The organism is Rhodocaloribacter sp. (assembly GCF_056451265.1).
Genome location: NZ_JBWOPL010000052.1, coordinates 15,717 through 32,610, shown reverse-complemented (window position 1 = coordinate 32,610; position 16,894 = coordinate 15,717). Strand labels below are relative to the sequence as shown.

Below are 16,894 nucleotides of genomic sequence, written 5' to 3'. Positions count from 1 at the left end.
CGTCGGGGATGATGTTCTCCTCGAAGATGTCGTTGAAGCGCTGGTCCGGGAGGAACTGATCTTCGTTCGGATTGCCTTCGAAGACGAACACGCGGTTCGAGCCGGTCGTGGTGATGGGCTCTTCCCATCCACTCGGCGGATCTTCTCCGAACTCGGCGATGAACGGCTCGTTGTTGAAGTCGATGAAGTACTTGTATCCGATCTCCGTGCCGGGGATCAACGTGAGCGGCATCGCGCCCTCGAAGAAGTTTTCCTCGATGCGCTGGAGCAGGCACAGGCTCGGGTCGCTGCATCCCCATCCGTTGAAGTCGCCGCGCACCTGCAGCGTATCGCCACGGGCCCGGCTGAAGATGCCGATCTCTTCGAGCGGCGTCAGGTCCACCGAGAAGACGACCGTCTGCGTGACGCGCTCCGCCTTGGGCGGCGTCGAGTCGTCGAAATAGACCCAGTGGAGGGTGGTGTCCTGGGCCGGGACGGTGAAGATCCGGTTGCCGATGGTCCCTTCCCAGCCTTCGCTGCCGATGATGAACTTGTACTCCTGGTTCATCCCGGCGGCGGTCATCGGGTAGTACATCACCCCGGAGAAGAGGTGATAGCCCGGCTTCGTGTCGTCGTCGGATTCCGGGGAGAGGGTGACGTTGTTCACGCCCCAGTCCAGCATGCTTTCGCCGTTGAGCGGGTCTCCACGAACGCCGATCTCGAGGTCGGGGCTCTCGCGGTCGTATCCGGCGGTGAGGGCGCTCTCGGTGTTCATGTACACGCGGAGCCACACGGCGACGGAGTCTTCCTTCTCCTCATAGGGCCGCCAGTCGTACGGCTCGTCGTTGCCCTTTTCGAAGAAGTGGAGCACGAGCGACGTATCGCCCACCCCGGCCTCGACCGTGTGGTTGCCGCCGTCTTCCCAACCGCCCACGAGGTCGTCCTCGGCGAGCTGGTTGTAGAATTTGAAGTCGAGCTTCTGGTTCTCGGGGATCTGGAACATGATCTCCCAGTAGTCGCCGCCGGTGTTGGCGGGTTTGAGCGTGGTGTTGTCGCTCCAGTCGATGATGTTGCCGTCGGGCAGCGTGAACGGCCCCTGTCCCTCCACGGCGCCGCGCACCTGGATCTCGTCCATGGCGTCGACGGTGTCGGGCAACGTGGCCGTGTTGAGCTTCAGCGTGACCGTGCGCTGAGCCTGAGCAGTTCCGGCAAAGGCGGCGAGGATCACAAGCATCCCCAGCCACCTCCAGCCTCTCGTAACGGTTCGCATAAGATTACTCCTCCTCTTTGGTTGACGAAAAAGAATGTCCGGAAAAGGGCGCGGCGCAACGCCCGGCTCCCTCTTGCGCCGGTTAAAGCCTGACGGGCAGGCCGGTTTTTTCGTTCATGCAGTTCAGGGTTGAGGCCCCCCTTCCGGGAGCGCCGCATTCCCGACACACCTTCTCGCCGCGTGTCGGCTCCGTGTTTTGCCTGCGGAGCGTGCGCGCGATGGGCAGGAGCGGACTCGTTTTTTGATGCATGATGGTTGGCGCCCCGAGCGACCTCAAAACTGCAAAGCCAGGGTGAAACGGTTGACGCCGTCGAAGAACTCTTGTTGTTCGTAGGCATAATCGACGACGAAGTCGAGCGGGCCGAAGCCGTAGTGCAGGCCTGCGCCGAGGGTGAACGAACGCACGTTGTCCTTGAGGAACAGTTCGCTGTAGCCGCCCCGGAGCATGAGCAGGTCGCCGAGCAGGCCGAGTTCCGCGCCGAGGTTGACGTACTGTTCGCTGTTGTTCGGGTTGAGGGCCTCCACCGAGAGCGTCAGGCGGGCGTCGGGCGAGCGGAACGCCTCGCCCGCCACGCCGATGCGCATCATCAGCGGGAGGTCGAAGGCATCGGTATTGAGCGAGGCTCGGCTGCTCTCGTTGTTGCCCCGGTTGTTCGGGTCGATGTCCACGCGCACGAGCAGGTCGTCGCCGCCGATCTTCATCTTCGTGCCGAAGTTGGTGATGGCCGCGCCGAGCCGGATGCCCCGGAAGGGCGTGACGAAGGTCGTGCCGAGGTCGATGGCCACGCCGCCGGCGTTCGAGGTAGAGATGCGCTCGGTGATGTACTTGACCGAACCGCCGATGGCGAAGCGGTCCGTGAGGGCGCGTCCGTACGAGAGCGCGAAGGCGTATGAGGAGGCATCGAACGTCTCGCCGTTGCCGTTCTGCGCTTCCACCGTGGTCACGTCCATCTCCGGGGTGCGCATGGCCGTGACGCCGAAGCCGAACGTGCCGAAGCTCGAAGGCATCGCCACGGCCACGTAGTTGAACGTGACGCCCGCCAGCCACTCGGCATGCTCCACCGTGAGGCTGCCTTTGGCGAGGCCGCCCAGCCCCGCCGGGTTCCAGTAGATGGCCGTCGCATCCTCGACGAGCGCGGTGATGGCGCTGCCCATCGCCGTGGCGCGCGCGCCGACGGGAATCGCCAGAAACTCCGCCGCCGACGTCCCGCGCCGCGTCACGTCCCGCGTGACGTTGTCGAACTGGGCGAAGGCCTCGCGGCCGCCCGCGAGCGTCATCACCACGAGGAGCCCGAGCGCCGGGAGCAGGCCGTATCTTCGGTTGGTTGTCATCATGCCGGAAAGCCGGGTTGCGCGCATGCGAAAAGGGCGTTCGCGCCTCTCGATGCGTCCTCCTGTCTATTTAATGATGGCGAACGTGCCCGACTTCTCACCGATGCCGGGCGCCTCCACGTGATAGAGATAGACGCCGTACGACACCGTCAGGCCGTCCCTCGTCTCGAGGTCCCATTCAAGCGTGCCGTCGAGCAGAGCCGACGGCGTGAGCGCGTCGTTCGAACCCTCGTTCCGCCGGAGTTCGCGAAGGAACTTGCCGCTGACGGTGAAGATGCGCACCGTCGCCTGCGGCGGCAGATTGATGAACTTGATCGCCCGGGGACCGCGCCCGGTCGTGAACGGGTTGAGCCGCTCGAACTGGTTCGTCGCCACGTACGGGTTCGGCACCACCTGAATGTCCGCCAGTTGATCGCGCGCCTTCTCCACATCGACCTTCGGGCCGACCGTCGTGAATTCAAACTCATCGGTCGAGAGAAAGGGTTTGCGCGTGATGATGGTGGCCTCGTCGCCCTCCACCGGATCGCGGCGATCCGCAAAGACGAAGTTGAGCCCGATCGACCAGGTGACCACCTCCTGTCCGCTGTCGTCGCCCACCTTGGGCTCGATGAGGATGATCCGGTCGCTCTCGCCGATGGACGGGTCGGCGCTGAACGTGGCCGGTTCGGTGGACTCGGCCCCGACGAAGTCCGGCCCGCTCAGATCCCAGAACGCATATTTGACCGGCACTTCCGTCCCGTCCGGCATCACGCGGAAGACCTCCACGTTCGTCGGGCGCGCGGGCAGCGACGTGCGGCGCGTCACCTGCATCGCCACGGACATGCCCTGCGCCGGCCCGACGACCCGCACCCGGTAATCCGCCGGGTTGCGCAGCCCCTTGATGCCGAGGAAGGCGGAGAGGAACGGTTCGAGCGTGATCGGATACACCTCGTCGTCGTTCCACCCGGACTCCGACGAGTTCAGCGTGATGAACGGTTCGAGGAAGAACATCAGCTTGAAGCCGATGGGCCTTCCGAGGTCGTCGAGGATGGGGAACTCGGAGCCTTCCCTGAAGGCCGTCGAGCGCGCGAGGATGGGCTCGCCGGTCTCCGCATCGAGGATCGAGAAGTTTTTCGTGGTGAGCGTGTCGGGCGTATTGCGGTTGCCGGCGATGAGCGTATCCTCGAAGACGATGCGGAAGCGCCGCCCGTCGTCGAGCACCGTCGGGTCGATGATCTCGTATCCGATGCGGCTGCTCGTGGTGCCTTTCGTGCGTTCGAGGTTGGCGATGTCGGCGCCCTCGAAGCCCGCCACGGGCGCCGTCGGCGTGATGCGGACGACGTTCGGCCCGGTGCGGATCGAGCCGTCGGCCAGGCGCTGAATGCGGATGGAGGACTCGGTCGGCGAGATGTCGGCGTTGGGCGCGCCGAAGTCGTAGGCGGTGACGGCATAGAAGTACTCGATGCCGTTGGTGACGGTCGTATCCACGAACACGTGGGTGAGGCCGTTGTCCGCCTCGCCGGGATCGCGGCGGTTGTTGCCCAGATAAAACTTGACGCCGTTGACGTCGACCGGATGGAAGCCCTCGTGCTCGTCGATGAGGTCGAACTGAGCGATGGGCTTGCGGAAGATGAGGTTGCCGCGCCCGTCGGTGATCTGGAGCGCGTCGAGGAAGGCGGGGTCGGTGGCGCGGTAGACGCGATAGCCCTCGAAGTCCTTCGCGGGCAGCCCGAGGCCGGCGAGGAACTGGTCGAACGATTCCTCGGCGGCGCTGTCCCAGTAGAGCGTCACGCGCCCGTCGCCCGGCACCGCCCGCACTTCCGGCGTGATGGGGGCCTGCGCGAACTGATAGTCTTCGAGATAGGCGTTGAGCGCGTTGTCGCGCACGGTGAGCACCGTCTCGCGATCCGGGTTGATCTGGACCGAGAGGGAGAAGCGTTCGGTCTGCCCGGCCTTCAGCGGGAAGAGGCCGCTCGAGATGGCGAGGTCGTTCTCGCCCGGCGGCGGCTTCTCGACGGTGATGTCGCCCGGGATCATGTAGGTAAAGAAGAGGAAGCGGTCCGAGCGCGAGTTGAAGTTGAGCGAGCCCGCGGGGAAGATCTGAGCGTTGGTGATGCCGATCTGGTCCGACTCCGAGATGTCGGTCACGTCGATGTTGCGCTCGCCGGGGAAGCCGGTGCCGGCGCCGGTGGTGGGCTGTCCGTCCTGGTCTCCGGGGTCGCCGGAGAAGGCCACCCCGTCGAGGCCGTTGTCGTCCTGGAGCGGGTTCCAGTCGCCGTCGTTGTCGATGCCGTCGGCGCGGCTCTCGTCGATCATCTCGTCGATGCCCTCGTCGATGCCCTCGTCCACGGCGCCGTCGCCGTCGTTGTCGAGGCCGTCGGCATAGCACTTGCCGAGGTCGCCCGGGTCGACGTCGTAGAGGATGCGGTCCGTGCCCGGCACGCGCACGCGCCCGTACGGATCGGCGGCGGCCTCATCGACCATCGCCTGCGTGACGGTGGGCGAGCCCGGTTCGGAAAGGAGCGGATAGTCCGCCGTGGGGGTCACGCACGAGTCGTCGTTGTCGAGGCCGTCTTTGAACGGCAGGCCGAGGTCGTCGTCGTCGAGCAGGAGCAGATGCACGATGGGGCTTCCGTCGGCGCGTTGCTGCACGGGGTCGTTTTCCGGGTTCGGAGGCCAGCGCAGCCACCGGTCCGGCGAAGCCTGCGCGATCATGTCCTCCGTGACGACGGGGCCGCCGCGCTCGCCGTCGGCGTCGTTGTCGATGTAGTCCGCAAAGCCGACGCCGGCGCTCGTCCCGAGTTCGCCGGAGAACGGGATGTGGCTGGCGTTCTCGTCGATGAGGCCGTTGCCGTTGTCGTCGAGGCCGTTCGCGGGGTCCTCGCCCGCGATGAGGTCCGCCGAGATGACGGGACTGCTGCACTCGCCGACGAGCGGCGTGCACTCCTCGGCGGTGGAGCCGTCGGCATCGTTGTCGATGCGGTCGATGGCATTGCCGGGCGTTTCGAGGAAGGCGATGGCCGCCTCACCCACGGGGTCGGAGCCGAAGGGCTCGGTGCCCACACCGTCGGCATCGGTCATGAAGGCCACGTCTTCGAGCACGTCGAAGAACGGGATGTCGTCCTGGCTGTCGCCGCCGACGAGGTCGGCCAGCCACATCGTCATCCCGACTTTGTTGAGATCGTTCGTGCCGTCGTTCTTGACGGCGTAGAGGAGGAAGATGGCGTCGTTGATGAGGATCTGCGTCCACGCCAGCACGCGCGTCTCGACGATCAGGCCGAGGCCGCCGCGCGCGAGGTCGGTCGAGTCGGGGAAATAGGTCGGATAGCGGTTGTAGTTGTCATCCCCGGCTTTGTAGAAGAACTCCTGGTCGGCGTTGAAGATGTTCTTCCCGAAGAAGCCGTTCCAGGAGCCGCGCCAGCCGGGGTCGCCGGCGTCGTTGAGCTTGTCGGGCCAGAAGTCGGGCCAGGAGGTGGGTTCGTCGGACTGCGCGATGCCGAGTTCGCGTCCGCCGGGCTGCACGTATCCCTTGATGGGCTCGAACGTCCAGGACTCGCTCGTGACGGGGTCCGAGCGAAAATCGGAGACGTCGACGATCCAGAGCTTTTCGTCGTTTTCGTCCCTGACTTCCGCGCCGACCCAGAGCTGCGAGAGCGCTACGTAGATGCGGTTGGTGTTCTTCGGCCACTCGTAGAAGACGTTGTCCGGCAGGTCGGGGCCGCCGCCCTCACACTGGGCCGTCTGGTTCCAGTTCGTGATCGTCGCGGCGAGGTTGTTGCCGTTGACGATGTCGCACCGCCGCTCGTCCGGATCGACGCGTTCCTTGCTCGGCACGTGGTTCCGGTCGATGACGCCCTGCGCCCACGCACCGGCAGGCATCGCCAGCGCCAGCGCCAGCGCCAGCGCACCCCATCCCAACCCTTTATGCATGTATGGCCTGTGGTTCATGATGCGAACGTCCGAATCGCTCAGAAATTAAACTGGATGCCCACCTGAATCCGGCGCGGCTCGCGGTAAAAGTCGGGCCGCACGAAGAAGCCGGGATCGAAGGAGCCGGTCTGAAACTGGGTCACCGTCACGTCCGGCTTGCCGGTGTCGGAGAAGACCGCCTCCACGTTGCGCGTGTCGAGGACGTTGAAGACCTCGGCGAAGAGCCGGGGGCGAAAGCTTCCGAAGGAGAACTCCTTGTACACGTTCAGGTCCACCTCGAACGTCGAGGGGATGCGGCGCGAGTTGCGGGGGAACGTCGGCGCGACGTCGCGCCCGAAGAGGGCCGCCTCGGGGAACGAAGGCGTATAGGGGAAGCCCGAGCCGAAGCGGAACCGGAGCGAGCCGCCCCAGCTCGAGGGCGCGAAATAGACCGCCCCGGCGATCTTGTGCCGCTGATCCCAGTCGAGCGGCAGCAGTTGCAGCGCCGGCTCGCGGTTGCTCCGTATGGCCACGAGCTCGTCCGCCGGGTTCGAGTTCGAGCCCTCGACCACCTGAAACGTATAGTTGAGATCGAAGCCGAAGTTGTCGACGAAGTTGCGCTTGAGCGTCAGCGTCACGCCGCGCGTGTTGGCATAGTCGCGGTTGGTGAAGATGGTATAGTTGACGCCGGGCCGGGCCGTCTGAAGCACCACCGAGGTGGAGACCCAGTTGCGGATGTCGCGGTTGTACACCGTCACGTCGAGCACGAAGTCGCCGAAGCCCTGTTTGAAGCCGAGCTCGTACATGGTCGTCTTCTGCGGTTCGAGGTCGGGATTGCCGAAGGGGCCGTACGTGCCCGTGGTGCCGCCGACCTTGTATCCGAACTGGTCGAAGAGGTTGACGAACGAGGGGATCTGGAAGAAGATGCCGTACGAGAAATGCACCACGCCCTGCTCGGTGATCGGATAGGCGATGCCCAGACGCGGCGAGACCTGCGCCTTCGGCGACGTGCTCTTCCACCAGTACGTCTCACGCTCGGCCCGCGTGATGCGATTGTCGTCTCGCTCCTCGTCGGCGGTGATCTTCCCGTTGCCGTCGAGGTCGTTGAACTGATTGACCTTCTTGAGCGGGTTGAAGATGTTCGGATCGGCAGGGTCGGCGGGGATGCGCGAGCGGGCGTCGAAGTAATCGAAGCGCAGACCGGCGTTCACGATGAAGCTCTCGAACTCGATCTTGTCCTGCACGTAGGCGCTCACGGTCACGGGCCGGGCGTCCTTGAAACTGTTGAACGCGGGCGACTCCTCGGGGGGGATGGCCGGCTCGAAGGGTTCGAGGCGGGAGCCGTTCTCGTCGGTCTTGGGGATGAGCCCGAACCCGGTGGCGCTCATCTCGTCGACCTTCACCTGAAAGCCGGTCTTGACGAGGTGATACCGCCCGAACTGGCTCGAAAGATCCCCCTTGACGAGGTACGTCCGCGTCTTCCGGGTAAAGCGCCCGAGCGCCGTGCCGCCGCGCGCGAAGCGGTTCGACCCCGTGACCACGGGCATGTACTGCCCGGAGCCGGGGATGACCTCGACCGAGTCGGGCGGGCTGATGAGAAAATCGTTGTATCGCGGATCGAACGGGTCGTCGAAGGTCCAGTTTTCGAGCGTGCGGTTGAACGTGGCGACGGAAAGCGTATAGAAGGTGGTGGCGCTGATCAGGTGGGTCAGCTTGAGTTTGGTGTCGAAGCCGTTGTCGGTGGTCTCGGGCCGTCCGTTCGGGGCCCAGCGCCAGAACTGCCCGCCGTCGCGTCCTTTGCTGAACGACCCCAGCCCGATCAGATTGAGGATGAGGCTGTTCGAAATCCGAAAACGCAGGTTGCCCTGCCAGCTGAACTTCTCGAACGTGTTGAGCGGCGTGAGCGACGAGTCGGCCAGCGTGCCGTCGGTGTTGAAGATGTCGGCCCCGTAGAGCCACCCGTCGTTCGAGAAGTAGCGCCCGAGCACGAACAGCGTGGCGCGATCGGAGAAGAGCGGGCCTTCGAGCGAGAGCCGACCGTTGTAATAATACGCGGGATCGACCGGGAGATACGCGTACGGATCGACGTCGCGGTACTGAATGCCGTCGACGGTGTAGCGTTCGGCCTCGACGCCGCGCACGTAGGCCTTGCCGCCGGCGCGCTCCCCGGCGACGAGGTAGCTTCCGGTATAAAACTCCGCCGAGCCGCCGAAGTGATCGCCCCGACCCTCTTTCGTGACCACGTTGATGACGCCGGACATGGCGTTGCCGAACTCGGCGTTGAACGTCCCGGAGATGACCTGAAGCTCCTGAATGCCGTCGTTCTCCACCTGAATGGCCGCCGAGCCGTCGTAACTGTCGGTCACGGGCACGCCGTCGACCATGTACGTGATCTCGCTCGAGCGCCCGCCCCGGATGTGGAGGCCGCCGCGCGTGGTGATGCCCGCCTGCACGTCGAGCACCTGGCTCAGTTCGTTCACCGGCAAGCGGTCGATGGTCTCGCTCGAGACGCGCGCCTCCGCACTCGTGACGTCCTTCCGCACCCCTTCGGCTTCCGCAACCACGACGATCTCCTCGCCCTCGATCACTTCTTCCGCCATCTGAAAATCGACGCGCGTGGTGAGGTCGACGTTGACCTGCACGCCCGTCCGCCGCTCGGTGCGATAGCCGATGAAGGAGGCCACGACGGCATACGTGCCGGGCCGCACGCCGATGATGACGTACTCGCCGTCGAGGTTCGTCGCGGTGCCCTGCGTCGTTCCTTCGATCACCACGTTGACGCCGGGCAGCGGCTCGCCCGTCGCCGCGTCGGTCACACGCCCGACGATTTTGCCGGTCTGCGCGAACGCGCCGGCCACCAACAGGCACGTCGGCAACAGCAACAGGATCGTCTTCAGGCCTCTTCGCATAGGGTTCCCGTCCGGGTCGTCTTCAAAAAGGGTCAAAAGGAGGTCTTTTTCGTTTCGAAGGCCTTTGCCACGCCGGCGGCGGCTTCTCGGTGAAGCACGACCTCGTAGCGCTCGCGAAGGGCATCGACGTGCGCGCGAAAACGACGGCGCTCAAAACGCTCCCGGAGCCGGCGTTCGATCTCGGGCCGCGCCTCCTCGAACGAAGCCTGCCGCGCCGGTCGGCGCTCGCCGACCTTCAGCAAGACGTACCGCCCCGCCACTTCGAGCGGCCCGAGCACCGCGCCCTCGCGCGCGGCAAACACGGGATCGGCCAGCCCGCCGAGCTGGTCCGGCGTGACGAAGCCGAGGTCGCCGCCCGTGGCGTCCGCGCCGGGGCGCATCGAGTGGGCGCGCGCGAGCGCCTCGAAGGTCTCCGCACCGAGACGGGCCTTGAGCGCCTCCGCCTCGGCTTTCGTGCCGACGAGGATCTCCCACACCCGCACCCGCTCGGGGATCACGAAGGCGGCGCGGTGGGCCGCATAGTGGGCGCGAAGCGTGTCCTCCGGAACCGTCGTCTCGGCCGTGATCCGCTCGAACGCGCGCTCCCACACCCACTCGTCCATCGCGCGACGCAGGGCGTGCTCATATTCGGGAAGCGCGTCGAGGCGGGCCGCTTCGGCGCGTTCGAGCATCCCCTCGCGTACGGCAAGCCCCCGAACGAAGTCGGCCATCTCTTCCGGCGTGTCGATCTCGGCGAGGCGCGCCTCATCGGTGAACCGCGCCCGCGCGCGGAAGTCCGCCACGGTCCACGTGCGGCGCGCGCCCTCGGGGCCGAAGGTGACGAGCGGCTCGGCCATCCACGCCGCGCGCGTCTCGGCGTCGCTCACCGGGGCGCGGCCCGCAGCCTGATCGACGAGGCGGGTGAAGGCGGGCTCGTGGAACGCCGGGTCGAGCGCGGCGGCGAGGCGACGCACGTACGCCGAGCGCGCCCGGGCCCGCTTCCGGCGCAGCACGTACGCCGCCAGCCGGTCCTTCTTCCCGGCAAACTCGGTCTCCGTGAGGAGGGGCTTCGTAAAGCGATCCTCCACCTCGATGATCGAATAGCCGTAGGCGGTGCGCACCGGCTCCGAACGTTCGCCCACGCGCAGCGAAAAGGCGGCGTCTTCGAACGCCGGATCCATCTCGTCGAAAGAGAAATAGCCGACCGAACCTCCGTGACGGGCGAGCGCCGTGTCGGCAAAGACTTCCTCGGCCAGCGCTTCGAACGACGCGCCGCGCCGGAGCCGGGCCGCCAGCGTGTCGGCCTCGGCGCGGGTGCGGGCATAGAGGTGCCGCGCCTTCACCTGCGTATTGATCCGGACGAACATCTCGGCGAGCTCCTCGTCCGTGACGCGGACCGTGTCGAAGAGCACGCGGTCGGCGAAGGCTTCGAGGAGCAGCTTGCGACGCGCCTTTTCCTCATAAAAACGATAGGCTTCCTCCCGCTCGATGCCCGCATCCCTCGCTTCCCGCACGACGAGCGCGGTGGAGATGAGGCGCTGGAGAAAACCGTCGCGCAGGCGAGGCGTGTCGCGGAGCCCCACGCGCGTAAGATAGTCGGTGTACTGCGTGCGAAAGGCGTCGGTCGAGACGTCCGTCCCCGCCACGGTCACGAGCGGCGTCCCGGGCGTCTGCGCACGGCCGCACCCGGCCAGGACGACCGCGCCGAGGAAGAGAACGCATATGGAGACGAAGCGCCGCATAGCCTACTTTTTCGAGGGGTGTCCGGCGGACTCGGGGTGGTTGGCGGAATCGGTGTGGTTGGCGCCCGCACCTTCCGCCCGGCAGGTGCTCCGAATGACGAGGCGAGGCGAGAAGACGGTGTGCGAGACGGGTCGATCCGGGTCTTCGAGCCGCGCCAGGAGCTTCTCGATGGCGAGCTTGCCCATCTCGTACATGGGCTGCCGGAGGGTCGTCAGGCCGATGTACTGGCTCACCACGATGTCGTCGAAGCCGATGACGCCGAGGTCTTCGGGGACCCGCAGCCCGGCTTCCCGGAGCGCCCGCAAGACGCCGAGCGCCTGAATGTCGGAGGCGGCAAAGACGGCGTCCGGCGACACCTCCCGGCTCAGAAGCGTCTTCATGCCCTCATAGCCGGCCTCTTCGACGAAGCCGTACGGCTTGCGGTCGCTCGCGGCGATGAGCGCGGGATCCACCGTGCGCCCGGCCTCCCGAAGCGCGCGCTCGTAGCCCTCGCGACGTTGCGCGGCCGGCGGCGGCTCCGGATCGACGGTGATGTGGGCAATGCGGGCATAGCCGAGGTCGAGCAGGTAGCGCGTGGCCATGTACCCGCCCTTGACGTTGTCGACCGCCACCGAGTCGAAGTCCGGGTCGGCGGCATCGATGAGGATCACCGCCAGACGGGCGTTGTTGAGGCGTTCCCGGTAGGTCTCCGAGAGCGGCGTCGAGAGCAGCAGCAAGCCGTCGGCGCGGCCTTTCTGGATGGCGCGCTCGAGCTGGCTGTCCACCTCCTGGGGCGAAGGCGCGGCATACAGGATGAGGTCGAACGCGCTGTCGGCCACCGCATCCTGCATGCCCCGGATGATCTCCATGTAGAAGAAGTTCGACAACACGGGGATGACCGCGGCTATGAGGTGCGTCTTCTGCCGGGCCAGACTTTGCGCCGAGACGTGGGGCTGATACCCGAGTTCGCGCGCCACGGCCAGCACGCGCCCGCGCGTCTTCTCCGAAACACGGGCGTGCTTGTTGAACACCCGCGAAACCGTGGCGATGGACACACCGGCCTTTTCCGCAATATCGTAGATGGTTACACCCAAGAATCCACCCGCCATGTAAGCGCTTACAACGAATGCTTCGATAGTAATAAAAGTTTAATCTTACGTCAAGCGCTTTCTTCATCCCTCCTGCGTTTTGCCAAACAAAATGCGTGAAACAACCATGAAAGCCCCGGCGTCTTCCTCCGGCGGCATTCGTCCGGCGTCTCCCTTTCCCTTGTTTCCATGCCTCTTGCTTTCGATGTGGTCTTCGGCCTGACGGGCGACGTGCGCCGCAACGCGCGCGCGCTCAAGCAGTTGCGTGCGCTCTCCGGCCTTGGCGCGCGCACGCTCGTGCTCTCCCTCGGCCCCGAAGCCGGGGAGACGCCTCTCGAAGCGGGGCTGCACGTGCGCGTCCTTCCCGCCCCACCGGGTGGAGGCCCGCCCTTTTTCGCGCGCGTGCACCGGCGCTTTCACCGGGCGGCTGCGGCCGTCCCCGCGAAGGTCTACCACGCCTCCGACCTCTATACGCTTCCGGCCCTGGCCGCCGCCGCCCGGCGGCACGGCGGACGCCTCGTCTTCGATGCCCGTGAGCGCTACCCGCACGTCGCGGCGACCGCCGGCCGGCCGTGGGTGCGACGCTTCTGGCAAAGCGTCGAAGCCCGCCACGTGCGCCGCGCCGACGCCGTCTTCACCGTGAGCGAAGCCATCGCCGAGCACATGGCCCGGACCTACGACATCCCCCCGCCGCGCGTGCTCCCGAACGTCCCGCCCCTCCAAAACGTGCGCCCGGCGGGCCTTCTCCGTGAAAAAGCGGGCCTCGCGCCCGACGCCTTCGTCGTGCTTCATCAGGGGCAGATGCGCAAGGATCGAGGATGCGACCTCCTCGTCGCGGCGATGCGGGAGGTCCCCGGCGCGGCGCTCGTCTTCCTCGGCTACGGGCCTTTCCGCCCCGCGCTCGTCGCCCTGACCGACCGCCTCGCCCTCACCGACCGCGTCCGCTTCGTCGACGCCGTGCCGCCCGACGCGCTCCTCCCGCTCACCGCCGACGCCGACGTGGGCGTGACGCTCCTCGAAGACACATGCCTCAACCACCGTTTCGCCCTCCCGAACAAACTCTTCGAGTACCTCATGGCCGGCGTCCCCGTGCTCGCCTCCGACCTGCCCGAGATCCGTCGTGTCGTCGCCGGGCACGAGGTGGGCCGCCTGGTCGATCCGGCGGCGCCGGGCGCGCTCGCCGCCGCGCTCCGGCACGTCGTCGCCGACGCCGAAGCCCGCGCCCGCTGGCGCGCCAACGCCCCGCGTGTGTTCGAAACTTTTAGCTGGGAGAAGGCATCTCAGCCCTTCACACGTCTCTACCGCGACTGGCTCTCCGCATAAGCGCTCCCATGAACGCCCTTCCTTCTCACCGGCCGATCCCGGCCCGCGTGCTTCCGCTCCTGCTCGCCTGCGTGGTGTGCGCCGGAGGCTCGCCGGATGCCCGGGCACAGGCGCCCGCATGGCGCTCGTTCCCGGAAGCCGCCGCCGCCGCGCGGAAAAGCGGAAAAGCGATCCTCATCGACGTGTATGCGCCGTGGTGCGGCTGGTGCCGGAAGATGCAAACCGAAGTCTATACCCTCCCCGAACTGCGCGACTATCTCCACGAGAATTTCGAAATCGCCCGACTGAACCTCGAAGAGTACGGCGACACCGTCACGTTCAAAGGCTATACGCTCACCTCGGCCGAACTGGCGATGGGACTGGGCGCTTCCTCGACGCCCACGACGGTCTTCCTCGAACCCGACGGCGCCTACATCACGCGGTTGCCCGGCTTCCACGAGGGCGACGTGTTCCTGCAGGTGCTCCGCTTCATCGGGACGGGCGCCTATCATCGGCTGACGTACGAGGAGTTTCTGGCGAAGGAACACGACCCGTGAGACCGTCTCCCGAAGACGAGAGATGAATGACGGGCGGTGCGTCTTCCAGCGCCGATAAGGCGACATACAACCGGCGCACGGCATAGCGCTTCCCCGAAAGGTCGGGATGGACCGGACGAGGCTCGCGCGCCAGCATACGATCCAGCGCCAGCTGCCAGAGCGCCGCGCCTTTGAGAAGGAGCGTGAACTCGCCTCCGTTCCGGAAATACAGCGTGATTCCGCGCCGCTCCTTTCGCCCCGGATGCCACGACACGCCCTCCAACTCGTCGAGCCGGATGCGGCGGCGATACCAGCCCCGGCGCTGCCAGCCCGTGATGACGATTCCTTCCGGCGTCAGACGCGCGCGCCCGAGGAAAAGACGAAGGTTCCAGGGACGACACCACGAAACGAGGGGCTCATGATCGGTAATGCGGGCAAGGTCGGACATGCGTTTGCCGGAGGACTATCCATTCTTTGACGTGAAACGCTGTCCTCCCGCTCAACTTCCATTCCAATACGCCGCGACACCTGAAGGCGCCGGCCCCCTCCCAAACGAACACCCCCCGGAAAACACCCGATACGTTTGATTTTGCCCGGCGACACGATGCCCGATCCGGCGGCTGACCTTCGGTTTGAATACCATCGAGGGAGGCGGCCGTCCGCTCCCCTCCATCAGGGATCGAAGACTCGCTTTGCGTCCGCTCAAACACTTCTCCCGATCAATTTATTATGACCATCAAATCATTGCTTATCAATGCCTTAAATACAAAATGTCCTGAGGCTTCCAGTACGCCGAGGGATCCGGGTTCGACCGCCACGCAATGCCCTCCGGCATCGCGTCCTCGACGCCGACCTTCGGGCTCTCCCGGGAGGACGAGCGCGGCACGGGAAAGAAAGAACGGCTATTCGCGCGTCATCACCGGTTCGGCGAGACGAACGGCGCCGCCCTCATACTGATCGGGGCGACGGTGGCGGAGAAAAAGTTGCCGGGCGGGCGCTTCACGGCACCGGCTCAGGTCGAGGTCGGCATAAAGGATCGCCTCCTCCCCGAACGGAGCCTGCGCGAGCACCTGCCCCTTCGGATCGACGACGAAGGAGCCGCCCGCAAAGGTGAGCGTCTCTTCGGCTCCGACACGGTTGGCAAGCGCCATGAAGTAACCGTTCTGGAAGGCCGGCACCTGGAGTTCGGCTTCATAGACGCCCTCCGGCCACTCGCCCGTAGCGCCGGCCTGCGGGACCACCACGAGGTCCGCCCCGCCGAGCGCGAGCGCGCGGAGGTATTCGGGGTAGTGCCGGTCATAACAGATCGCCACGCCGATGCGCCCCACGGCGGTCTCGTATACGGGCGCGCCGGTGTCGCCGGGGGTGTAATAATCCTGTTCGTAAAAGCCTTCGTACTGGGTGATGTGCATCATGCGCGTGCGACCGAGGAGCGCGCCGTCGGCGTCGATGACGGGCGAGGTGTCGAAGGCCCGGTCGCCGTCGCGCTCATACAGGTTGATCACCACGACGACGCCGAGCCGCCGGGCCGCCTCCTGAAAGAGCGCCGTCGTCGGCCCCGGCACCGGCTCGGCGAGGCTCCGCGCCTCCGGCCCCCCCCGATGCTGCGGAAAGAACGGCGTAAAGGCGAGTTCGGGATAGACGACCAGGTCCGCGCCGGCGGCGGCGGCTTCTTCGAGGGCGTCGAGCCCGCGCCGGAGGCTCCGCGCGTGGTCCTCCGTCGGGCGAAGCTGGATGAGAGCGATTTTCATGAAGCGAATCGATTGCATGAGACGTGACACACGGCGAGGGAAAGCGAACCTTTCCCCCCTCGGCTTCCTTTCACGCGCACGAGCGGGATGCGTTCGCGAAAGCATCGTGTCCGTCCAACGTTCGACGGACACGACGTACGAAGACACCGGGAAGTCACGAGGCGGCGATTCCCGAGACGATGCGCGGCAGCCCGGCGAGGTCGTTCTCGAGCCGGACGTCGGCGAAGCCCGCCGCGGCGAGGAGGTCGCGGACGGCGCCGGCGTGATCGGCGTGCGTCTCGAAGACGAGCGCGCCGCCTGGGCGCACGAGCGTGCGGGCGTGGCGCGTGAGCGCGCGGTAGAACTGAAGCGGGTCGGCGTCGGTGAAGAGGGCGCGATGCGGCTCGTGCGCGGCCACCTCCGGCGCGAGCGTGGCCGCCTCGCCGGGCGGCACGTACGGCGGGTTCGAGACGAACAGATCGAGGGCTGCGGGGACGCGGGCGGGGAAGTCCGGCGCGAGCGCGTCGGCGGGAAGGAAGGCGACGTCGAGGCCGAGCGCCCGGGCGTTCGCGGCGGCGACGGCGAGCGCGGACCGGCTCACGTCGCACGCGAAGACCTCGGCGTCGCGCCGGGCGTGTTTGAGCGCGAGCGCGATGCACCCGCTCCCGGTCCCGACGTCGAGGATGCGCGGGGCGGGGCGTCCTTCGAGCCGTTCGAGCGCCGCCTCGACGACCTGCTCCGTCTCGGGACGCGGGATGAGCACGTCCGGCGTGACCTCCACGCGGAGACCGAAAAATTCGGTATACCCGAGGACGTACTGCAGCGGCTCCCGGCCTTCGCGCCGGGCCGTCATCTCCACGAAGCGCCGCGCCGCCTCCGGCGGCACGGGACGTTCCGGGTAGGCATAGAGCATCGCGCGGCCGCACCCGAGCGCCTCGCCGAGCATCCACTCGGCGTTGCGGCGCGCTTCGGGCACACCGGCAGCCTCCAGGCGGCGGACGGCCTCGTCGAGCAGCGCGCGGCGGGTCCACGGACGTGAGCGGTCATACATGAGCGGGTTTCGAGAAGGCTATTAAAAAAATTTACGATGGCGGCTTGTACGCCGATGAAAGGATTTTAGATGAGATCCGGCGCCCGCGCCCGGGGAAACATGGCATCA

At 66.5% G+C, this 16,894-nt stretch carries 10 protein-coding genes and 1 pseudogene; 3 read left to right on the top strand and 8 right to left on the bottom strand.

The window, feature by feature from the left end:
* The 6 genes and pseudogenes from AC1HIY_RS09325 to AC1HIY_RS09300 form a co-directional block, all read right to left on the bottom strand.
* A pseudogene (locus AC1HIY_RS09325) lies at positions 1-1,213 on the bottom strand (T9SS type A sorting domain-containing protein); the annotation flags it as partial.
* A gap of 309 nt (positions 1,214-1,522) precedes the next feature.
* The gene (locus AC1HIY_RS09320) at positions 1,523-2,584 is read right to left on the bottom strand and encodes a PorV/PorQ family protein (RefSeq protein ID WP_479576456.1); all 1,062 of its coding nucleotides are present in this window, start codon (positions 2,582-2,584) and stop codon (positions 1,523-1,525) included.
* Between the two features lie 63 nt (positions 2,585-2,647).
* On the bottom strand, positions 2,648-6,490 hold the full coding sequence (locus tag AC1HIY_RS09315; RefSeq protein ID WP_479576455.1) for a hypothetical protein: 3,843 nt from the start codon (positions 6,488-6,490) through the stop codon (positions 2,648-2,650).
* Between the two features lie 38 nt (positions 6,491-6,528).
* Positions 6,529-9,378 carry a TonB-dependent receptor gene (locus AC1HIY_RS09310; RefSeq protein ID WP_479576454.1) on the bottom strand — a complete coding sequence of 950 codons (2,850 nt, stop codon included), beginning with the start codon at positions 9,376-9,378 and terminating at the stop codon, positions 6,529-6,531.
* Positions 9,379-9,410: 32 nt separating this feature from the next.
* Positions 9,411-11,099 carry a peptidylprolyl isomerase gene (locus AC1HIY_RS09305; RefSeq protein WP_479576453.1) on the bottom strand — a complete coding sequence of 563 codons (1,689 nt, stop codon included), beginning with the start codon at positions 11,097-11,099 and terminating at the stop codon, positions 9,411-9,413.
* A 3-nt stretch (positions 11,100-11,102) separates the two neighbouring features.
* Positions 11,103-12,188, bottom strand: coding sequence for a LacI family DNA-binding transcriptional regulator (locus tag AC1HIY_RS09300; protein WP_479576452.1), 1,086 nt, complete (start codon positions 12,186-12,188; stop codon positions 11,103-11,105).
* Between the two features lie 168 nt (positions 12,189-12,356).
* On the opposite strand from AC1HIY_RS09300, the gene AC1HIY_RS09295 reads away from it, so the two are divergent.
* The 3 genes from AC1HIY_RS09295 (at position 12,357) to AC1HIY_RS09285 (ending at position 14,483) form a co-directional block, all read left to right on the top strand.
* Positions 12,357-13,490 (top strand): glycosyltransferase family 4 protein, encoded by a 1,134-nt coding sequence (locus tag AC1HIY_RS09295; RefSeq protein ID WP_479576451.1) that lies wholly within the window; start codon positions 12,357-12,359, stop codon positions 13,488-13,490.
* An 8-nt stretch (positions 13,491-13,498) separates the two neighbouring features.
* Complete coding sequence (locus tag AC1HIY_RS09290; RefSeq protein WP_479576450.1) at positions 13,499-14,026, top strand: thioredoxin family protein; 528 nt, start codon at positions 13,499-13,501, stop codon at positions 14,024-14,026.
* Between the two features lie 106 nt (positions 14,027-14,132).
* Positions 14,133-14,483 carry a hypothetical protein gene (locus AC1HIY_RS09285; protein WP_479576449.1) on the top strand — a complete coding sequence of 117 codons (351 nt, stop codon included), beginning with the start codon at positions 14,133-14,135 and terminating at the stop codon, positions 14,481-14,483.
* A gap of 424 nt (positions 14,484-14,907) precedes the next feature.
* On the opposite strand, the gene AC1HIY_RS09280 is transcribed toward AC1HIY_RS09285, so the two are convergent.
* On the bottom strand, positions 14,908-15,756 hold the full coding sequence (locus AC1HIY_RS09280; RefSeq protein WP_479576448.1) for a nitrilase-related carbon-nitrogen hydrolase: 849 nt from the start codon (positions 15,754-15,756) through the stop codon (positions 14,908-14,910).
* Between the two features lie 154 nt (positions 15,757-15,910).
* Positions 15,911-16,786: a peptide chain release factor N(5)-glutamine methyltransferase gene (prmC, locus tag AC1HIY_RS09275; RefSeq protein WP_479576447.1), complete on the bottom strand. Its 876-nt coding sequence runs from the start codon at positions 16,784-16,786 to the stop codon at positions 15,911-15,913.
* Positions 16,787-16,894: the final 108 nt, after the last annotated feature.